The organism is Methylocystis sp. (assembly GCF_046349115.1).
Classification (GTDB): Bacteria; Pseudomonadota; Alphaproteobacteria; order Rhizobiales; family Beijerinckiaceae; genus Methylocystis.
The window spans coordinates 708,828-724,618 of sequence record NZ_JAXMCX010000002.1 but is presented as its reverse complement, the minus strand read 5'-3'; the positions used below and the strand labels follow the sequence as shown (position 1 = coordinate 724,618).

At 62.6% G+C, this 15,791-nt stretch carries 13 protein-coding genes; all 13 read left to right on the top strand.

Translation table 11 applies throughout. From position 1 onward, the window contains the following. Window positions 1-3 precede the first annotated feature (3 nt). The 13 genes from U1E20_RS09405 (at window position 4) to U1E20_RS09345 (ending at window position 15,784) form a co-directional block, all read left to right on the top strand. The gene (locus tag U1E20_RS09405; RefSeq protein ID WP_409980327.1) at window positions 4-717 is read left to right on the top strand and encodes an ABC transporter ATP-binding protein; all 714 of its coding nucleotides are present in this window, start codon (window positions 4-6) and stop codon (window positions 715-717) included. Then, window positions 714-2,192 (top strand): ABC transporter permease subunit, encoded by a 1,479-nt coding sequence (locus U1E20_RS09400; RefSeq protein WP_409980326.1) that lies wholly within the window; start codon window positions 714-716, stop codon window positions 2,190-2,192. The genes U1E20_RS09405 and U1E20_RS09400 overlap by 4 nt, the downstream gene beginning before the upstream one ends. An 8-nt stretch (window positions 2,193-2,200) precedes the next feature. Further along, the gene (locus U1E20_RS09395) at window positions 2,201-3,652 is read left to right on the top strand and encodes a DUF3526 domain-containing protein (protein ID WP_409980325.1); all 1,452 of its coding nucleotides are present in this window, start codon (window positions 2,201-2,203) and stop codon (window positions 3,650-3,652) included. Between the two features lie 164 nt (window positions 3,653-3,816). Continuing rightward, on the top strand, window positions 3,817-4,866 hold the full coding sequence (locus tag U1E20_RS09390) for a hypothetical protein (RefSeq protein WP_409980324.1): 1,050 nt from the start codon (window positions 3,817-3,819) through the stop codon (window positions 4,864-4,866). Between the two features lie 469 nt (window positions 4,867-5,335). Next, complete coding sequence (locus U1E20_RS09385) at window positions 5,336-6,694, top strand: cytochrome P450 (RefSeq protein WP_409980323.1); 1,359 nt, start codon at window positions 5,336-5,338, stop codon at window positions 6,692-6,694. Window positions 6,695-6,807: 113 nt separating this feature from the next. Then, on the top strand, window positions 6,808-7,854 hold the full coding sequence (locus U1E20_RS09380) for a GlxA family transcriptional regulator (protein ID WP_409980322.1): 1,047 nt from the start codon (window positions 6,808-6,810) through the stop codon (window positions 7,852-7,854). A gap of 186 nt (window positions 7,855-8,040) precedes the next feature. Further along, a complete protein-coding gene (locus U1E20_RS09375) occupies window positions 8,041-9,915 on the top strand; it encodes an enoyl-CoA hydratase-related protein (RefSeq protein ID WP_409980378.1) in 1,875 nt (624 codons plus the stop codon). Window positions 9,916-10,441: 526 nt separating this feature from the next. After that, the gene (locus U1E20_RS09370) at window positions 10,442-12,115 is read left to right on the top strand and encodes an acyl-CoA dehydrogenase family protein (RefSeq protein ID WP_409980321.1); all 1,674 of its coding nucleotides are present in this window, start codon (window positions 10,442-10,444) and stop codon (window positions 12,113-12,115) included. A 54-nt stretch (window positions 12,116-12,169) separates the two neighbouring features. Beyond that, complete coding sequence (locus tag U1E20_RS09365; RefSeq protein ID WP_409980320.1) at window positions 12,170-12,385, top strand: hypothetical protein; 216 nt, start codon at window positions 12,170-12,172, stop codon at window positions 12,383-12,385. Continuing rightward, window positions 12,372-12,575 carry a hypothetical protein gene (locus U1E20_RS09360; RefSeq protein WP_409980319.1) on the top strand — a complete coding sequence of 68 codons (204 nt, stop codon included), beginning with the start codon at window positions 12,372-12,374 and terminating at the stop codon, window positions 12,573-12,575. Before U1E20_RS09365 ends, U1E20_RS09360 begins: the two co-directional genes overlap by 14 nt. 36 nt (window positions 12,576-12,611) lie before the next feature. Beyond that, window positions 12,612-13,043, top strand: a complete 432-nt coding sequence (locus tag U1E20_RS09355; RefSeq protein ID WP_409980318.1) for a hypothetical protein — start codon at window positions 12,612-12,614, stop codon at window positions 13,041-13,043. 31 nt (window positions 13,044-13,074) lie between these two features. Next, the gene (locus U1E20_RS09350) at window positions 13,075-13,722 is read left to right on the top strand and encodes a glutathione S-transferase family protein (protein WP_409980317.1); all 648 of its coding nucleotides are present in this window, start codon (window positions 13,075-13,077) and stop codon (window positions 13,720-13,722) included. A gap of 289 nt (window positions 13,723-14,011) precedes the next feature. Then, window positions 14,012-15,784 carry an acetolactate synthase 3 large subunit gene (locus U1E20_RS09345; protein WP_409980377.1) on the top strand — a complete coding sequence of 591 codons (1,773 nt, stop codon included), beginning with the start codon at window positions 14,012-14,014 and terminating at the stop codon, window positions 15,782-15,784. Window positions 15,785-15,791: the final 7 nt, after the last annotated feature.

The window sequence follows — 15,791 nt, the reverse complement described above, 5'->3', positions numbered from 1 at the left end:
GCGATGCTTGAAGCGCGTAACCTCTCGAAAATTTATGACGGCGCAGCTGCGCCGGCGCTCGATCGTCTCAATCTGATCGTGCCGGCGGGCGAAGTGTTTTGCCTGCTCGGCCCGAACGGCGCCGGCAAGACGACGACCGTCAATCTCTTCCTCAATTTCATCGAGCCGACGGCGGGGCAGGCGCTCGTCTGCGGCATCGACTCCGCCGTCGATCCGTCGGCGGCGCGGGCGCGGCTCGCCTATATCCCTGAACAGGTGATGCTCTATGGGGCGCTCACCGGCCTAGAAAATCTGCAATATTTCACCGAAATCTCGGGCGCCGACGCGCCGCGCGAGACGCTTTTGTCGCTGCTCGCCGCCGCTGGCCTGCCGGGCGACGCGGTCCGACGTCCGGTACGAGCCTATTCCAAGGGCATGCGCCAGAAGGTCGGCGTCGCCATCGCGCTCGCAAGGCGCGCGCAGGCGCTCGTGCTCGATGAGCCGACCTCGGGCCTCGATCCGCTCGCGGCCAATGAATTCGCCGCGCTGATCGAGCGGCTGCGCAAGGACGGCATGGCGGTGCTGATGGTCACCCATGACCTCTTCCTCGCCAAGCAATGCGGCACGCGGATCGGCATCATGGCGCAGGGGCGTCTCGCCTCGGTCTTCGGCGCCGATGATGTCGATCATCTCGGCCTGGAGCGCGCCTATCTCGATCTTTTCGCGAGGGCGGCATGAGCGAACTCGCCCTCGCGCCTCTCGCCGCGGGGTCCCCGTCGAAGAGCCGCTGGCGCGTCATGCGCGCCGTCGCCGGCAAGGAATGGCTTGAGCTTTGGCGCGACCGGCGCCTCGTCTGGCTTTGCGCCTTTATCGTCGCGCTGATGCTCGCCGCGCTCGCCTTCGGCTATGTCGAAAACGCCCGCTTGCTTCACGAGCGCGACGCCGCGGCGAAGGCCGATCGCGACCTCTGGGTCGGACAGAGCGCGAAGAATCCGCACGCCGCCGCGCATTTCGGCCAATACGCCTTCAAGCCGTTAAGCCCCCTGGCGCTCGCCGATCCTGGCGTCGACGCCTATGTCGGCTCCGCCGTGTGGCTCGAGGCGCATAAGCAGAACGAGACCCAGTTCAAACAGGCGCGCGACGGCGGCGTCGGCGCGCGCCTCGGGTCGCTGTCGCTCGCCTTTATCCTGCAGACGATCGCGCCGCTCATCGTCGTCCTGATGGGCTTTGCGAGCTTCTCCGGCGAACGCGAAAGCGGCACGCTCAAGCAATTGCTTAGCGTCGGCGCACGCCCGCGCGACATTCTCGCCGGCAAAGCGCTGGCGCTGATCGGCGCGATTTTCGCGCTGCTGACGCCGGCCTTCGTCGGCGCCGCGCTCGCTTTGTTCTTCTTCGTCGATCGCGAGCGCCTGTCGCTCGCCGACCAATTCATCCGGCTCGGCGCGCTCGGCGCGGCTTATGCGGCCTATCTTGCGGGCTTTGCCTTTCTCGCGCTCGGCGTTTCGGCGCTGGCCAGAAATTCGCGCGCGGCGCTCGTTGCGCTGCTCGCCTTCTGGCTCGCCAATTCGTTTTTGGCGCCACGCCTTGCGACGGACGCGGCGCGCGCCTTCGCGCCGGTTCCGACATGGCAGGAGTTTCGCGCCGGCGTCGCTCAGGACAAGGCGAAGACCTTCGGCCATGACGAGAGTCATCCCGGTTTCGTCGCGTTCCGCGACGCGACATTGAAGAAATATGGCGTTGCGCGGATCGAGGATTTGCCGGTCAATTTCCGCGGCCTCGCGCTGCGCCAGGACGACGAGAGCGGCTATTCGATTTTCGACCGCCATTTCGGCGCCCTGCAGTCGAGTTTCGATCGCCAGGACGCGCTGCGCGCCGCGCCGGGATTCCTGTTTCCGCTGCTCGCGCTAAGGCCGCTCTCGATGGCTTTCGCCGGGGTGGACAGTCGCAGCCAGTTCGATTTCGCGACGAGCGCCGAAGCCCATCGGCGCGACATACAGAACGAAGTGAGCGACAACATCATCCATTTTGCCCACGACAATGCTTACGTCGCCGGCCCGGAGCTGTGGCGCAAGATCGGCGCTTTCTCTTATCGCGCGCCCGGCGCCGGCTTCGCGCTCGGTTACAGCGGGCTGCTGATCGCGGCGCTTCTCGGCTGGCTTGCGCTCGCTATCGTCTTCGCGGCTGTCGCCGCGCGACGGCTGCGGCCGATATAGGCGCGCCAATGTCTTCCGGATTCCTCGCCGGCCTGCGATTTGAAACGCGCATGATGCGCCGTGACGGCGCGGTCTGGTTCGCGCTCATCATTTTGGCCGGCGTCGCGCTTTTCGCCCTCGCGATGGGATCGGCGCGGGTCGCGGCGCAGCAGGCGACGATCGACGCGGCGCGCGCCGACGAGACCCAGCGAATCTCGCGGCTGCAAAAGACGCTGGCGCAATTGCAGGAGGCCGACGCGCAGGGCAAGCCAACGCCGGAGCCGCCGCCGTTTCGCGATCCGCGCAATCCGACCTTCATGGGCGGCGGACCGGCCGCGACCGTCGCGGCGCTCGCGCCCGCCCCCTTGGCGCTCGTCGCGATCGGCCAGAGCGATCTTCTGCCGCCCGCCGTCCGGGTGACGACGGGGTCGAAAGACAGTTTTCTCTTTGCCGACGAGATCGACAATCCCGCCAATCTGATGTCGGGCGCGACTGATCTCGCCTTTGTCGTCGTCTTCGTCTATCCGCTCGTCATTCTGGCGATGGCCTTCAATCTTCTCGCCGGCGAGCGCGAGCTGGGAACGCTCGCCATGACGCTCGCCTCGGCGCGCCGTCCCGCCGCGGCGCTCGCCGGCAAGCTGGCCGCGCGAATCGCCGCGCCGATCGTTGCGATGCTGCTCGCCGTCGCGGTGGGCGTCTGGTTCTTCGCGGGGTGGGAGCGCCTCGCCTCGTCGGGCTTTGCTGCGCTCGCCGTCGCTGTTCTGCTCTATGGGCTCTTCTGGGCGGCGCTCGCTGCCGCGGTCGACGGTCTCGGCCGGGGCTCCGCCTTCAACGCGCTGACGCTGATCGGCGCCTGGGTTGCGATCACCATGATCCTGCCGACCGCGATCAACAGTCTCGCCGCCTTCGCGCATCCGGCGCCGTCGCGCATCGAGATGGTGCTGGCGGCGCGCGCCGCCTCGACCGACGCCGACCGCGCGCGGGATGCGACGCTCGCCCGCTACGCCGACGAACATGGCGGCGGCGGCAGACAGGCGGGCGGCGCGCAGGAGATGACGCTGCGACGCCTTGCGACGCAGGAGGCGGCGTTTCAGCGCGTCGAGGCGATCGTCGCAAAGCACGACGCGCAGCTTGCCCGCCAGCGCGACATGGCCGACAGGCTCGGCTATCTCTCGCCCGCCTATCTGACCTATGCCGCGATGGCCGACATCGCCGGCGCCGGCGAGACGCGCTACCGCGCCTTTCTCGATCACATCCGCGCCTTTCATGTCGACTGGCGCGAATTCTTCCTCTCCCGCGCCAAGGCGGGGGCGTCGCTGACGGTGCAGGATTACGCGGCGATGCCGAAATTCACCCAGACGGACGAAGAGCTGATGGCGCGCCCGCCGGCCGGACTGGCCGGCCCGCTCGTCGGCGTCGCGCTACCGATGTTGATACTCGTTATCTTCGCTTGGCGGGGCTTGCGCCGCTGCGGGATTTGACGGAAGCGGCCGCCTTTTTTCTGCGTCGACTTTTTTGCGCAGGTTTGCGCTCGTCATTGAAGCGGACAACTTCGTAGCATAGAAGTCTTCGATCGGTGGCTCTAATATGCGTCCAATGCATTTAGAGGCATCCCGTTTCAAATTTGTAGAGGGAATCAACTGACATGCTTTTTCAAACGAATCGAAACATCCGAATCTATCCTTCCGCCGCATTTGCGATTCTAATTTTTGCAGCAAGTGCTTCTGCGCAAGAAGCAACCCTTGATCCTGCGCTCGGCACGAGTGGAGCGAAGAGGCTCAGCGCAGCGCTGCTGAACGCCATAAAAGGTGGAAATCTCACCGCCCCTGCTGCGCCTATCAAGCCAAGGGTGACCTTTTCAAACGCCCAATATGCGACCGGCGGCGTATCTCTCCGAAATCGCCAGATAGGTTCAATTCAGGTCAGCGGCATAGAAGGTCCCGTTAAGAGCGCCTTTCTCTACTGGGCATATCTCTTCACATCCTCGCCGCCATCGAAGCAGACCATAACTCTGTGTAAACCAGATGCCGGATCACCCGCGACATATAGCTGTTCCGTTCAGGGCGGGGTATTGATCGGAACCGGCGCAGATACTTGTTGGGGCAGTAATGGAATTGCGGTTTATATAGCTAACGTCACGGCGCTTGTTGCGGGCAATGGCGTCTACCCGGTAAAATTGACCAATGCCGCATCCGCTACAAACAATGGAAAAGACCCGTGGAATTACGTGCAATTCCCGTCGGCGGAAGGCGCTTCGCTTGTTGTCGTGGGAACTGGCAACCAAACTGTTGGAATTTTTGATGTGGGGCTCGCGGGAGCGACTTTCTTTGGCTCCACCGCCTATACCTTATCCATTCCCGGCGGGGTGATCAAAACTCCAGTCCTTTGGGATAGTATTGGCGCCGATGGCCAATTCGGCAGCAGTCGGACGGTGATCGGTATTGCGAAGGAGAAGACATTTATTAATGGCATTCAGATAGCTGGGCCGGGCGTGGATACCACAACCAACGGAATTACAGACAGTGATTGGGACGGCGGCTCGGGCTGGCCGTTACCGCAATTGTGGGACGATACTGGGCATAGTCTCCCGATCACCGCCGCGCCCGTAGGAAAGCTTAGCCTCGATGTGAAGGTTGCCTCAGACGGCGCGACTTATGACTGTCTGACTCCCGTGGTGAATGTGGTGTCATACTAAAACCGGGGTGCAGACCTATAAATTGCTTCGCATGAACGGAGCATTGTGAGGCAAGGCTTCCGAAATGAAGCGCCGATGATGCTCGACCAATTTTGGCTGACGGACGCGCAGTTTTCGAAAGTCGCGCGATTGTCGGTGCAAGACGTAAAGGGCGTGACGCGTGCAGCGCGTCCGCCAGTCAAAAGCTTTAGTTTTTCGTCTCAAGCCGAAATGCAATCTGGCACGCTATCCCCTTCGGCGCGTCTCAGGCCAAATATCGGCATGTAGGCGCAAACGCCTCCCCCTTGAGGGGGGAGGTCGATCGCCGCAGGCGATCGGGTAGGGGCGTTAGCGTGCTATCTTCGCTTGGCGCGGCTTGCGCCACTCCCGGATTTGATTGGAGCGGCGGAGTTTTTTCTGCGCCGAATTCTTGGACGCAGTTTCGCCTTCGTCATTGAAGCGAATATCGTGGCGGCGTAGGAGTCTCGTGATGTTTCACGATCCGGATTTCATGCCCTTCGCGCCCAATGAGCGGCCGAACTGGCGCTCAGTCAAAAGCAATTATCTCGAAAACTGGCCGCCCGCCGCCTATCGCGACGATTATTTCAAGCTTGACGGCGTCTGGCCGTTCATCAGGCGCACGCATTATCTCGCCGATCCCGAACTCATCGAAGAAATGTTGGTCACGCGCGCCGAGAGTTTTGAGCGCGACTTCATCACCGTGAAGGCGCTGTCCTCCGTGATCAATCGCGACGCGCTGTTCTTTGTCGAAGGCGCCGACTGGAAATGGCAGCGCCGCGCCTTGGCGCCGGCCTTTCGACACGAAATTCTTCTGGCGCTTACGCCGACCTTCGTCGATTGCGCCAAGGCCCAGGCGGAGGACTGGCGCCGCGCGCCGGAGGGAACGCCGGTCGATGTGATGAACGCGATGTCGAACGTCACTTTCGCGGTCGTCGAGAAAGCCGTGCTCGGCGTTGCCGGCTCCTTCGATCGCGCCAAATTCATCGCCGCCATGCAGGAGAGTTTCGCCGGCGTGGCCTGGCAGCGCATCTTCACCTTGCTTCACCTGCCGACATGGATGCCTTTTCCAGGCTTCTCGAAGATCAATCGCAGCATGCGCTATCTTTACGACGAGACCGCGCGTCTCCTCGCGGCGCGGCGCGCGTCGGACGGGCAAACGCAGGGGATCATCGATCGGCTGCTCGCCGCCAAGGACCCGGAAAGCGGCCGGTCGATGACCGACGCCGAACTCATCGCCAATCTCTACGGGTTTCTGGTCGCGGGGCATGAAACCTCGGCGGTCGCGCTCGCCTGGACTCTGTGGCTGCTGGCCAAGGATCAGGCCTCGCAGGAACGTGTGCGCGAGGAAGTCCGCGCCATCGCCGGCGACGCCGACATTGGACCGGAGACAGTGGAGAAGCTGCAATTTACCAAGCAGGCGATTCAAGAATCGATGCGCCTCTTTCCACCGGCCGCCGCGACCGGGCGACAGCCGCGCGAAGATTTGATGCTCGGGCCGCATAAAATTCCCAAGGGCGAGCCGGTCTATGCGGCGGTGTGGGTGTTGCACCGTCATGAGAAATTATGGGACGCGCCGAACGCCTTCGACCCCGACCGTTTCGCGCCGGAAAAAGCCAAGGCGCGCCATCGCTGCGCCTATATGCCTTTCGGCGCCGGCCCGCGCATCTGCATCGGCATGGGCTTCGCCATGCTGGAAATGACCGCGATTCTCGCGACGCTTATCCGGGATTTTCGCTTCGCGCCGGTCGAGGGCCATCGCCCGGAGCTTGCGCCTGACTTCACCACGCGGCCTAAAGGGGGGCTGCCGCTAACCATCGAAAAAATCTGACGGCCCGCGCCTGTCGGGCGAGGCCAACGCCGCAGGCGCTTTGACCCTTGGCGGCCGTGGCAATTCCGGCGCCTGGCTGAAAAGGTGGGAAATTTGTCCTTGTGACGAAACGAATGGCGCTGGAAGATCGAGGCATGGAAAAGCATTGCTCAGACGCGCTGCGCCAGGAAAGCGCCCATTTCCGTCGGGTCGGATTTTTGGTCTACCCGGATTGCCAAAGCCTTGATCTTTCAGGTCCGTTCGAAACCTTCCATTGGGCCAACCTTATGTTGAGCGTCTTAAGAAAGCCGCCGGCCTATTCATCCGTGGTGATCGCTCAAGAGGCGGGATCTGTTCTGACGATGTCCGGACTTCAGATCGTCGCCTCGCATAGCTACAGCGAGATGGTTGAGGGATTGGACACCCTGGTCGTGGTCGGCGGGCTGGGTTGCGAAGCCATCACCGAAGACTCCGCGCTCCTAAGATGGGTGCGGTCGATCGCTCCCAGGACGCGGCGGATCGTATCGATTTGCACTGGCGCGTTTATTCTTGCGCGAGCAGGCCTCTTAGACCGCAGGCGCGCGACAACGCATTGGACATATGCAGACCGTCTCGCGAAGGCGTATCCATCGATCGAAGTCGACGCGAGCCGCATCTTTGTCCGCGATGGGAATGTCTACACATCCGGAGGCATCACAGCCGGTATCGACCTCGCCCTAACTCTCGTCGAAGAGGATCTGGGAAGGGAATTGATGCTCGGGGTCGCACGCGCGCTGCTCGTATTTCCGAGGCGACCGGGCGGTCAATCGCAGTTCAAAGGCCATACAAGCGTTATAGAGAAGCCTTTACGAGCCGACGTCAGCGAACTTCAGACTTGGATGCTGGCTCATCCTGAGGCCGACCTGAGCGTCCCCGCACTGGCAGATCGCATGGCGATGAGCGAGCGCAGTTTCTCGCGTCTGTTCCGCAATGAGACTGGTGAGACGCCAGCCGAATTCGCTGAGCGTGCGCGCGCGGACGCGGCGCGCGCCAAGCTCGAGCACACGAATTCATCGATCGAGGTGATTGCCATGGAATGTGGTTTTGGAAACGCCGAGCGCATGCGACGCACGTTTCAGCGCCTATTCGACGCTAGTCCAGCCGAGTATCGGGCGCGCTTCCGGTCGACGCTAGACGCCTGATCCAGCCGAAAGCGCCGATTAGGCGCAGCTCGTTTCATTCCGCCTGAACCAACCAGAACATGGGAGGATCCCGTGCGCATACTCTTTTTGACCTCAGCTCATAATAGCCTCAGCCAACGGCTATTCGTCGAACTCGTCGATCGCGGACACGAAATTCAGGTCAGCGTTGTCGCCAATGGCGCGGAGATGATCGAAGCCGCCGAGCGGCACGCGCCGAATCTGATTATCGCGCCTATGCTGAAGATCGCCATTCCGACCGAAGTTTGCAGCCGCACAAGATGTCTCATTGTGCATCCGGGCGTCAAAGGAGATCGAGGACCATCGTCGCTGGATTGGGCCATCAGCAACGACGAAAGGGCGTGGGGCGTCACCATCCTGGAGGCCGCTGAGGATTTCGACGCCGGCCCGATCTGGGCGTCTTACGAATTCGCTCTCGATGCCGATCCGCCGACGAAGAGCGGCCTATATCGCGGCCCGGTCACCGACGCCGCCTTGTCCGGGGTGCTTGAAGCGATCAAGCGGATCGAGACGGGCGAAGCTCAGTCCGGCGGCTGGCGGCCGGAGCCTCTGTCCGAGGCCATGTCATACGCGCGAGGCCGCCTTCGTCCGCCGATGAAGCAAGCCGACCGCGCCATTGATTGGACGCGGGACTCGACCGCCACAATCATAAGGAAAGTGCGCGCGGCCGACAGCGCGCCCGGCGTCCTGAGCGTGCTGCTCGGCATGGACTGCTTCCTTTATGGCGCACATGAAGAGGATCGCCTTCGAGGATCGCCCGGCCACATCCTTGCGCGGCGCGATGGCGCGATCTGTGTCGGCGCCATTGATGGCGCTGTGTGGATTTCCCATCTGAAGGCCAAGAACGACCCGAACGAACATAGGGAAATCTGCAGCATCGCTCGGACAGGGGCTGGCTGCGGACTATGCGCCGAAGACCTCTGCCCCGTCGCTGGCGTAAAACTGCCGGCAACCCATGTATTGGGCCCTTTGCTTCATGGCGTGCCCGAAAAGCCGCTGCCGATCGATGCGCCGGTCGATCATCGCACCTTCCGAGAAATCGTCTATCGCGAAGAGGATAAGGTCGGTTATCTTTCGTTCGATTTCTACAATGGCGCGATGAGCACGACGCAGTGTCAGCGTCTGCGCGATGCTTTCATATACGCCCGGTCACGCCCGACCAGAGTCATCGTGCTGCTCGGCGGTCGCGATTTCTGGTCGAATGGCATCCATTTGAACGTGATCGAGGCGAGCGCTGATCCAGCCGAGGAGTCCTGGCGGAACATAAACGCCATGGACGACTTGGTCCACGAAATCATCAACACGATGTCGCATATCGTGATTGCGGGAATTCGCGGCAATGCCGGAGCGGGCGGAGCGATGCTTGCGTTGGCGGCCGATCAGGTTTTTGCTCGCCCGAATGTTGTTCTGAATCCTCACTACCGCGGCATGGGGGAACTCTATGGTTCGGAATATTGGACCTATTTGCTTCCAAAGCGCGTCGGACAGGCGAAAGCGCTCGAACTCACCCAAAACTGCCAGCCCCTTGGCGCACGAACGGCTTTAGAGATTGGTTTTGTCGACGATGTCTTTGGAGAAAATGTCGAGAGCTTTGAAGAAGAGCTGAAGCTGCATGCAATAAGGCTCGCGAATGCCCCGGAATACAAGTCCCGCATCCTCGAGAAATTCAATCGGCGATTGGAAGACGACTCCGCCAAGCCGCTGGCGCATTATCGCGCGGAGGAGCTCGAGAGGATGTGGGCCAATTTCCATGGTCCCGATCCTGCTTACCACGAGGCGCGTCGACGCTTCGTTTTTAAAGGCGGGCTCCCGGCCGGTCTTGCCGTCAAGTCGCCTCCGCCAACGCGCAACCGTCCCTCGGAGACCATGCGTGAGATCAACTCGGCGGCGAGCGAAGTCGCACGCCAGGCAAGTCCGCGTCGCGGAGCTGAAACCATATCAGCTTGGGCTTTGGAGGAGGATTGCAGATCGCCAAACATGACCAAAGCATGGGTGAGCCTCCTGCAAACGACGATCCAACGGATTTTTGCGGCGGCTCGATGACGGAACTCGCAGCCTAAGGGGGGGGCCGGAAGGTTGCGGGTTGTTGGAAAGTCCGTCTGGCTGTTTAGCTGCTCCGATGCGCCGCATGGCGGCGCGCGGGCTTCTCGCGAATGTCTGGAATTGGCGGATATTGTTGAAAAAGTGCTTTCGGGAGGCTGCAGTAAATTTCTCGAAGCCGCTGGTGCGCGGATAAAAAAAGGAGCCGGGGGCCTACGTGCTAAGCCATCAACTGAACGACGGGTTTCCGCTGATCGTTCACGATGACATTGAGTGGCGATCGCACGATTGAAAACGTGCTTCGCGTCGATTCTAACGGGTCCCACTCTTCCGACTTTTTCAACAGAATCGGCGCGAAGCGGCTGTCCCGCCCGCCGAGTGACAGTTTCCGCTTTCCGCCTAAAGCCGGAACGCAAACGGAGATGCTACCCCGCTCCGCGTCCGGTTGCGTGGCGGGCGAAATGGCGGCATGTAGGGCGCGAATTTATCCTGCGCCCAAAGGGGCGCCCCTTCACCCCCGGAAAGAAAAATGACCGCAGCCGTCGCGACGAAACTTGCAGCCGCCGATTGGACCAGCGACGCCAAGGAGGCGCTCGCCGCCGTGGAGGCGCTTTACAGGGAAGCGCTCGCCAGCGTGCGCGCCCGCGTCTCCCGCGACGGCAAGATCGCCAATGATCTCTTCGAGGCCGACCAGCACGCCGCCCACGGCCTCGCCTGGCTCGCGACCTATGTCCAGGGGCTGCGCGAACTCATCGATTACGCCGAGCGCCTCTCCGCCGAGGGCGCCTATGGCGAGACCGAGGAGCTTTTGAACCAGATCGGCTTCGCCGAATTCCTCGCGCAGGTCTACGGCGGCATTCCAATGAGCCAGGGCGAAATCGTCCGGCTCTCGGATTTCGGGCTTTCGAGCCAGCAGGTCGCGGAGCGTCGTCCCGCCTGCGTCGACCGGCTGATCCTTTCCGGCAATACGCCGGCGAACCGCGCCCGCCTCGGCGAACTCATCGATCACCACGCCGCGGCCGAGACCATCGGCGCCTCCGGCCTCGACGAGACGCTCGAGGCGATCCGCAGCGAGATGCGCAAATTCGCCTTCGACAATGTCACGCCCTATGCGCAGGACTGGCACGCCAAGAATGAATATATCCCGCTCAGCGTCATCTCCGGCCTCGCCGAACTCGGCGTCTTCGGCCTGACGATCCCGGAGGAATTCGGCGGCTCGGGCATGGGCAAGATCGCCATGTGCGTCGTCTCCGAGGAATTGTCGCGCGCCTATATCGGCGTCGGCTCGCTCGGCACGCGTTCCGAAATCGCCGGCGAATTGATCCTCGTCGGCGGCACGCCGGCGCAGAAGGAGAAATATCTGCCCAAAATCGCCTCGGGCGAAATCCTGCCCACCGCGGTCTTCACCGAGCCCAACAATGGCTCGGATCTTGCCGGCCTGCGCACCCGCGCGACGCTGGAGGGCGGCGTCTACAAGGTCTTCGGCAATAAGACCTGGATCACCCATCCGGTGCGCGCCGATGTGATGACGCTGCTGGTGCGCACTAACCCCAATGAGAAGGGCTACAAGGGACTCTCCATGCTGCTCGCCGAGAAGCCGCGCGGCACCGATGAGGAGCCGTTCCCCGCCAAGGGCATGACCGGCGGCGAGATCGAAGTGCTCGGCTATCGCGGCATGAAGGAATTCGAGATCGGCTTCGACAATTTCGAAGTGCCGGCCGAAAATCTTCTCGGCGGCGAGGAGGGCAAGGGCTTCAAGCAGCTCATGGAGACCTTTGAATCGGCGCGCATCCAGACGGCGGCGCGGGCGCTCGGCGTCGCCCAATGCGCGCTCGACCTCGGGCTGAAATACGCCAAGGAGCGCATTCAGTTCGGCAAGCCGCTGTTTTCCTTCCCGCGCGTCTTCAACAAAATCGTGTCGATGGCGGTGGAGATTCATATCGCCCGCCAAATCACCTATTTCGCCGCGCGCGAGAAGGACGAGGGTAAGCGCTGCGATTTAGAGGCCGGCATGGCGAAACTCCTCGGCGCACGCGTCGCCTGGGCGGCGGCGGACAACGCCCTGCAGATTCATGGCGGCAATGGCTTCGCGCTCGAATATCCGGTGTCGCGGGTGCTGTGCGACGCCCGCATCCTCAACATTTTCGAGGGCGCGGCGGAGATTCAGGCGCAGGTGATCGCGAGAAGGCTGCTGGAGGGGTGAGGGCGCCGTTCGTCGCCATCGACACTTATGTCGCCGGGTTGTATTTTGGGCGATATGACCAAGACATTGGAAATCGAGGACGCTCTCGTCGACGCCGCCCGCGCCGTGACCGGTGAGACGGACGACCGCGCGGCCGTCGAGCGCATTCTCAAAGGCGCTCTCGCTATACGTCGCAAGAATGCGGCGCTGCTCGATCTTGTCGGGAAGGTTGAGTTTTACGAAGGGTACGATCCCAAAGCGCTGAGCCCGGTTCGGCATGATCCTGGCTGACACCTCGGTCCTCATCGCCTCGGTTCGCGACCGGACGGGCGCTCGTGCGCGGGAGCTTCTTGAGTTCGCCGGCGATCGCGAGATTGTCGTCGCCCGCTTTACCGACGAACTCGACGAGGACAATTCCATCGAAGGGTTGCTCGCCGGCCGCGGCGACGAGACGCGACACACGCCGGTCGCGGCGCAATAGGGCGCAAGGAGCGCCGACGGCGAGGGGCGGATCGGCATGACCAAGCCCATTTATCGCCTCGTTGACGGCTCGCGCGGGCCGCGGCGGGATTTCCGCATCACCGTCGGCCTGCGCGAGGGCTGGGAGGCGGAAGGGCGGGTCTATGACGTCTCAGAGGCGGTGCGCTGCGCGCGCGCCTGGATGCGCCGTCGCGTCGAGGCAGGGCGGCCCGCGCTCTCCGGCATGTTCACCCGCGGCGAGGTGACCTACGCCTGGCGCAAGGAAGACGGCTCGGTCGGGTCGGACCGCGAGCCGGTCGCGATTTTCACCGGCGAGGCCGTGCACGCCTATCTCGGCGATCTGCCCGATGCGGAAATCGAGGCGATGCTTAACGAACTCGCCGGCGAACTCGGCGCGGCGCTCGGCCAGGAGCGCCTCTATGTCGCCCTTTGCGACAAGACCTGGATTCTCGACTGCGGCGAGCCATAGCCGCAGCCTCCGCGGCCGGCCGCCCTATTCTATGAGCGACATCGTTCTGCCGGAGGCTCACATGGTCAAGCTCTATTATCACCCGGGCGCCTGTTCGCTCGCGCCGCATATTCTTCTCGAATGGATCGGCGAGCCTTACGAGGCCGAGGCGGTCGAGTTCGGCGACAAGGAATATTTGAAGATCAATCCGGCGGGCGCGGTGCCGGCGCTCGATACCGGCGAAGGCTGGATCCTGACCCAGGCCGCAGCCGTGTTGCGCTACCTCGCGCGCCGCTTCCCGCAGGCGGGGATCGCGGCGGACGGTTCGCCGCGCGAAGAGGCCGAGGCGGACCGCTGGTCTTCCTTTATCACCGGCGATCTCCACCCTGCCTTTTTTCCGCTGTTCTCGCCCAATCGCTATACGCGCGCCCGAACGAAGGAGGCGTTGGACGAGGTTCGAGAAGCCAGCAGGGCGCTGGTGCGCAGGAAGTTGGACATTCTCGACGCGCATTTTGCGGGGCGCCGCTACATGGTGGGCGACAGGCTGAGCTATCTCGACGCCTATGTGTTTCCAATGGAGCGCTGGGCGGCGTCGATGCTGGAGGACGGGATGTCGAAATATCCGAGCGTCCGCAAACATCACGAGATGATGGCGGCGGACGAGGGGGTGAAGCGGGCCCTCGCCGCGGAAGGCGCGTGAGAAGGGCTCGGCCGCGGTCGCGCGCGAGTCGAGCTTTCGGCAAGAAGACTGCAAGCCGACGCTCTCAGGCCCTTGATTCTCCGCCGCGCCTCCCGTAACGTCGCCGACGATCGAAACAGCGGAACGCATATGCGCGCAATTCTCGTATCTGAGGCGCCAGGAGCGGAGCGGGGCTAGGCCCGGCCTTCCGCCAAAGGCGCTTGACCCAAGGCCCCGAGAGGGCCTTTTTTGTTGCCCGAAACACGAAAATCCTAATCGCCCGCCGCGAGCAGCAAGACGGAAAGAGATGATGTCGAAGGAAATGACCGGCGCCGAAATGGTGGTCGAAGCCCTGAAGGACCAGGGCGTGGAGATTATTTTCGGCTATCCCGGCGGCGCCGTCCTTCCGATCTATGACGTGCTGTTCCACCAGGACAAGGTGCAGCATATTCTCGTGCGCCATGAGCAGGGCGCGGCGCATGCCGCCGAGGGCTATGCGCGCTCCTCGGGCAAGGTCGGGGTGCTGCTCGTCACCTCGGGACCGGGCGCGACCAATACGGTGACCGGCCTGACCGACGCGCTGATGGATTCGATCCCGGTCGTCTGCCTCACCGGCCAGGTGCCGACGCATCTCATCGGCTCCGACGCCTTTCAGGAATGCGACACGGTCGGCATCACCCGCCACTGCACGAAGCACAATTATCTCGTCAAGAACATCGCCGATCTGCCGCGCGTGCTGCATGAAGCCTTCTATGTGGCTTCGTCCGGCCGGCCAGGCCCGGTGGTCGTCGACATCCCCAAGGACGTGCAGTTTGCGCGCGGCGTTTACGCGCCGCCGCGCAGCGCCGCGCACAAGACCTATCATCCAAAGCTCGACGCCGACATGGCGACGATCCAGCAGGCGGTGCGGATGATGGCGGCGGCCGAGCGTCCGATCTTTTATACGGGCGGCGGCGTCATCAATTCCGGACCAGCGGCCTCGACCCTGTTGCGGGAACTCGTCGGTCTGACGGGTTTTCCGATCACCTCGACGCTGATGGGACTCGGCGCCTATCCGGGGTCCGGCGAGAACTGGCTCGGCATGCTCGGCATGCATGGCACCTGGGAAGCCAATCACGCCATGCATGACTGCGATCTGATGATCGCGGTCGGGGCGCGTTTCGACGACCGCATCACCGGACGTCTCGACGCCTTTTCGCCGGGCTCGAAGAAAATTCATATCGACATCGATCGGTCGTCGATCAACAAGAACGTCAAGGTCGATCTCGCCATCGTCGGCGATTGCGGCCATGTGCTCGAAGCCATGGTGCGCCTGTGGCGCGCCGAGGCGATGAGCGCCGAGAAACAGCCGCTCGATCATTGGTGGGCGAAGATCGACGAGTGGCGCGCAAGAAAATCGCTCGCGTTCCGCAATTCGGAAACGGCGATCAAGCCGCAATACGCCGTGCAGCGGCTCTATGCGCTGACCAAGGACCGCGATGTGTACATTACCACCGAGGTCGGGCAGCATCAGATGTGGGCGGCCCAGCATTATCATTTCGAAGAGCCGAACCGCTGGATGACCTCTGGCGGCCTCGGCACCATGGGCTATGGCCTGCCGGCGGCGATCGGCGTGCAGCTTGCGCATCCGGGTTCGTTGGTGATCGACATCGCCGGCGAAGCCTCGATCCTGATGTGCATTCAGGAAATGTCGACGGCGATCCAATATCGCCTGCCGGTGAAAATCTTCATCCTCAACAATGAATATATGGGCATGGTGCGCCAATGGCAGGAACTGCTGCATGGCGGGCGCTATTCCCACAGCTATTCAGAGGCGCTTCCCGATTTCGTCAAGCTCGCCGAAGCCTTTGGCGCCAAGGGCATCCGCTGCGCCGATCCCGCGGCGCTCGACGCCGCGATCATGGAAATGATCGACTATGACGGGCCGGTGATTTTCGACTGCGTCGTCGACAAGGTCGAAAACTGCTTCCCGATGATCCCGTCGGGCAAGGCGCATAACGACATGCTGCTCGCCGATCTCTCCGACGACGCCGGAATCGAAATCGGCTCGGTGATCGATGAAAAGGGAAAAATGCTTGTTTAGGCAGTCG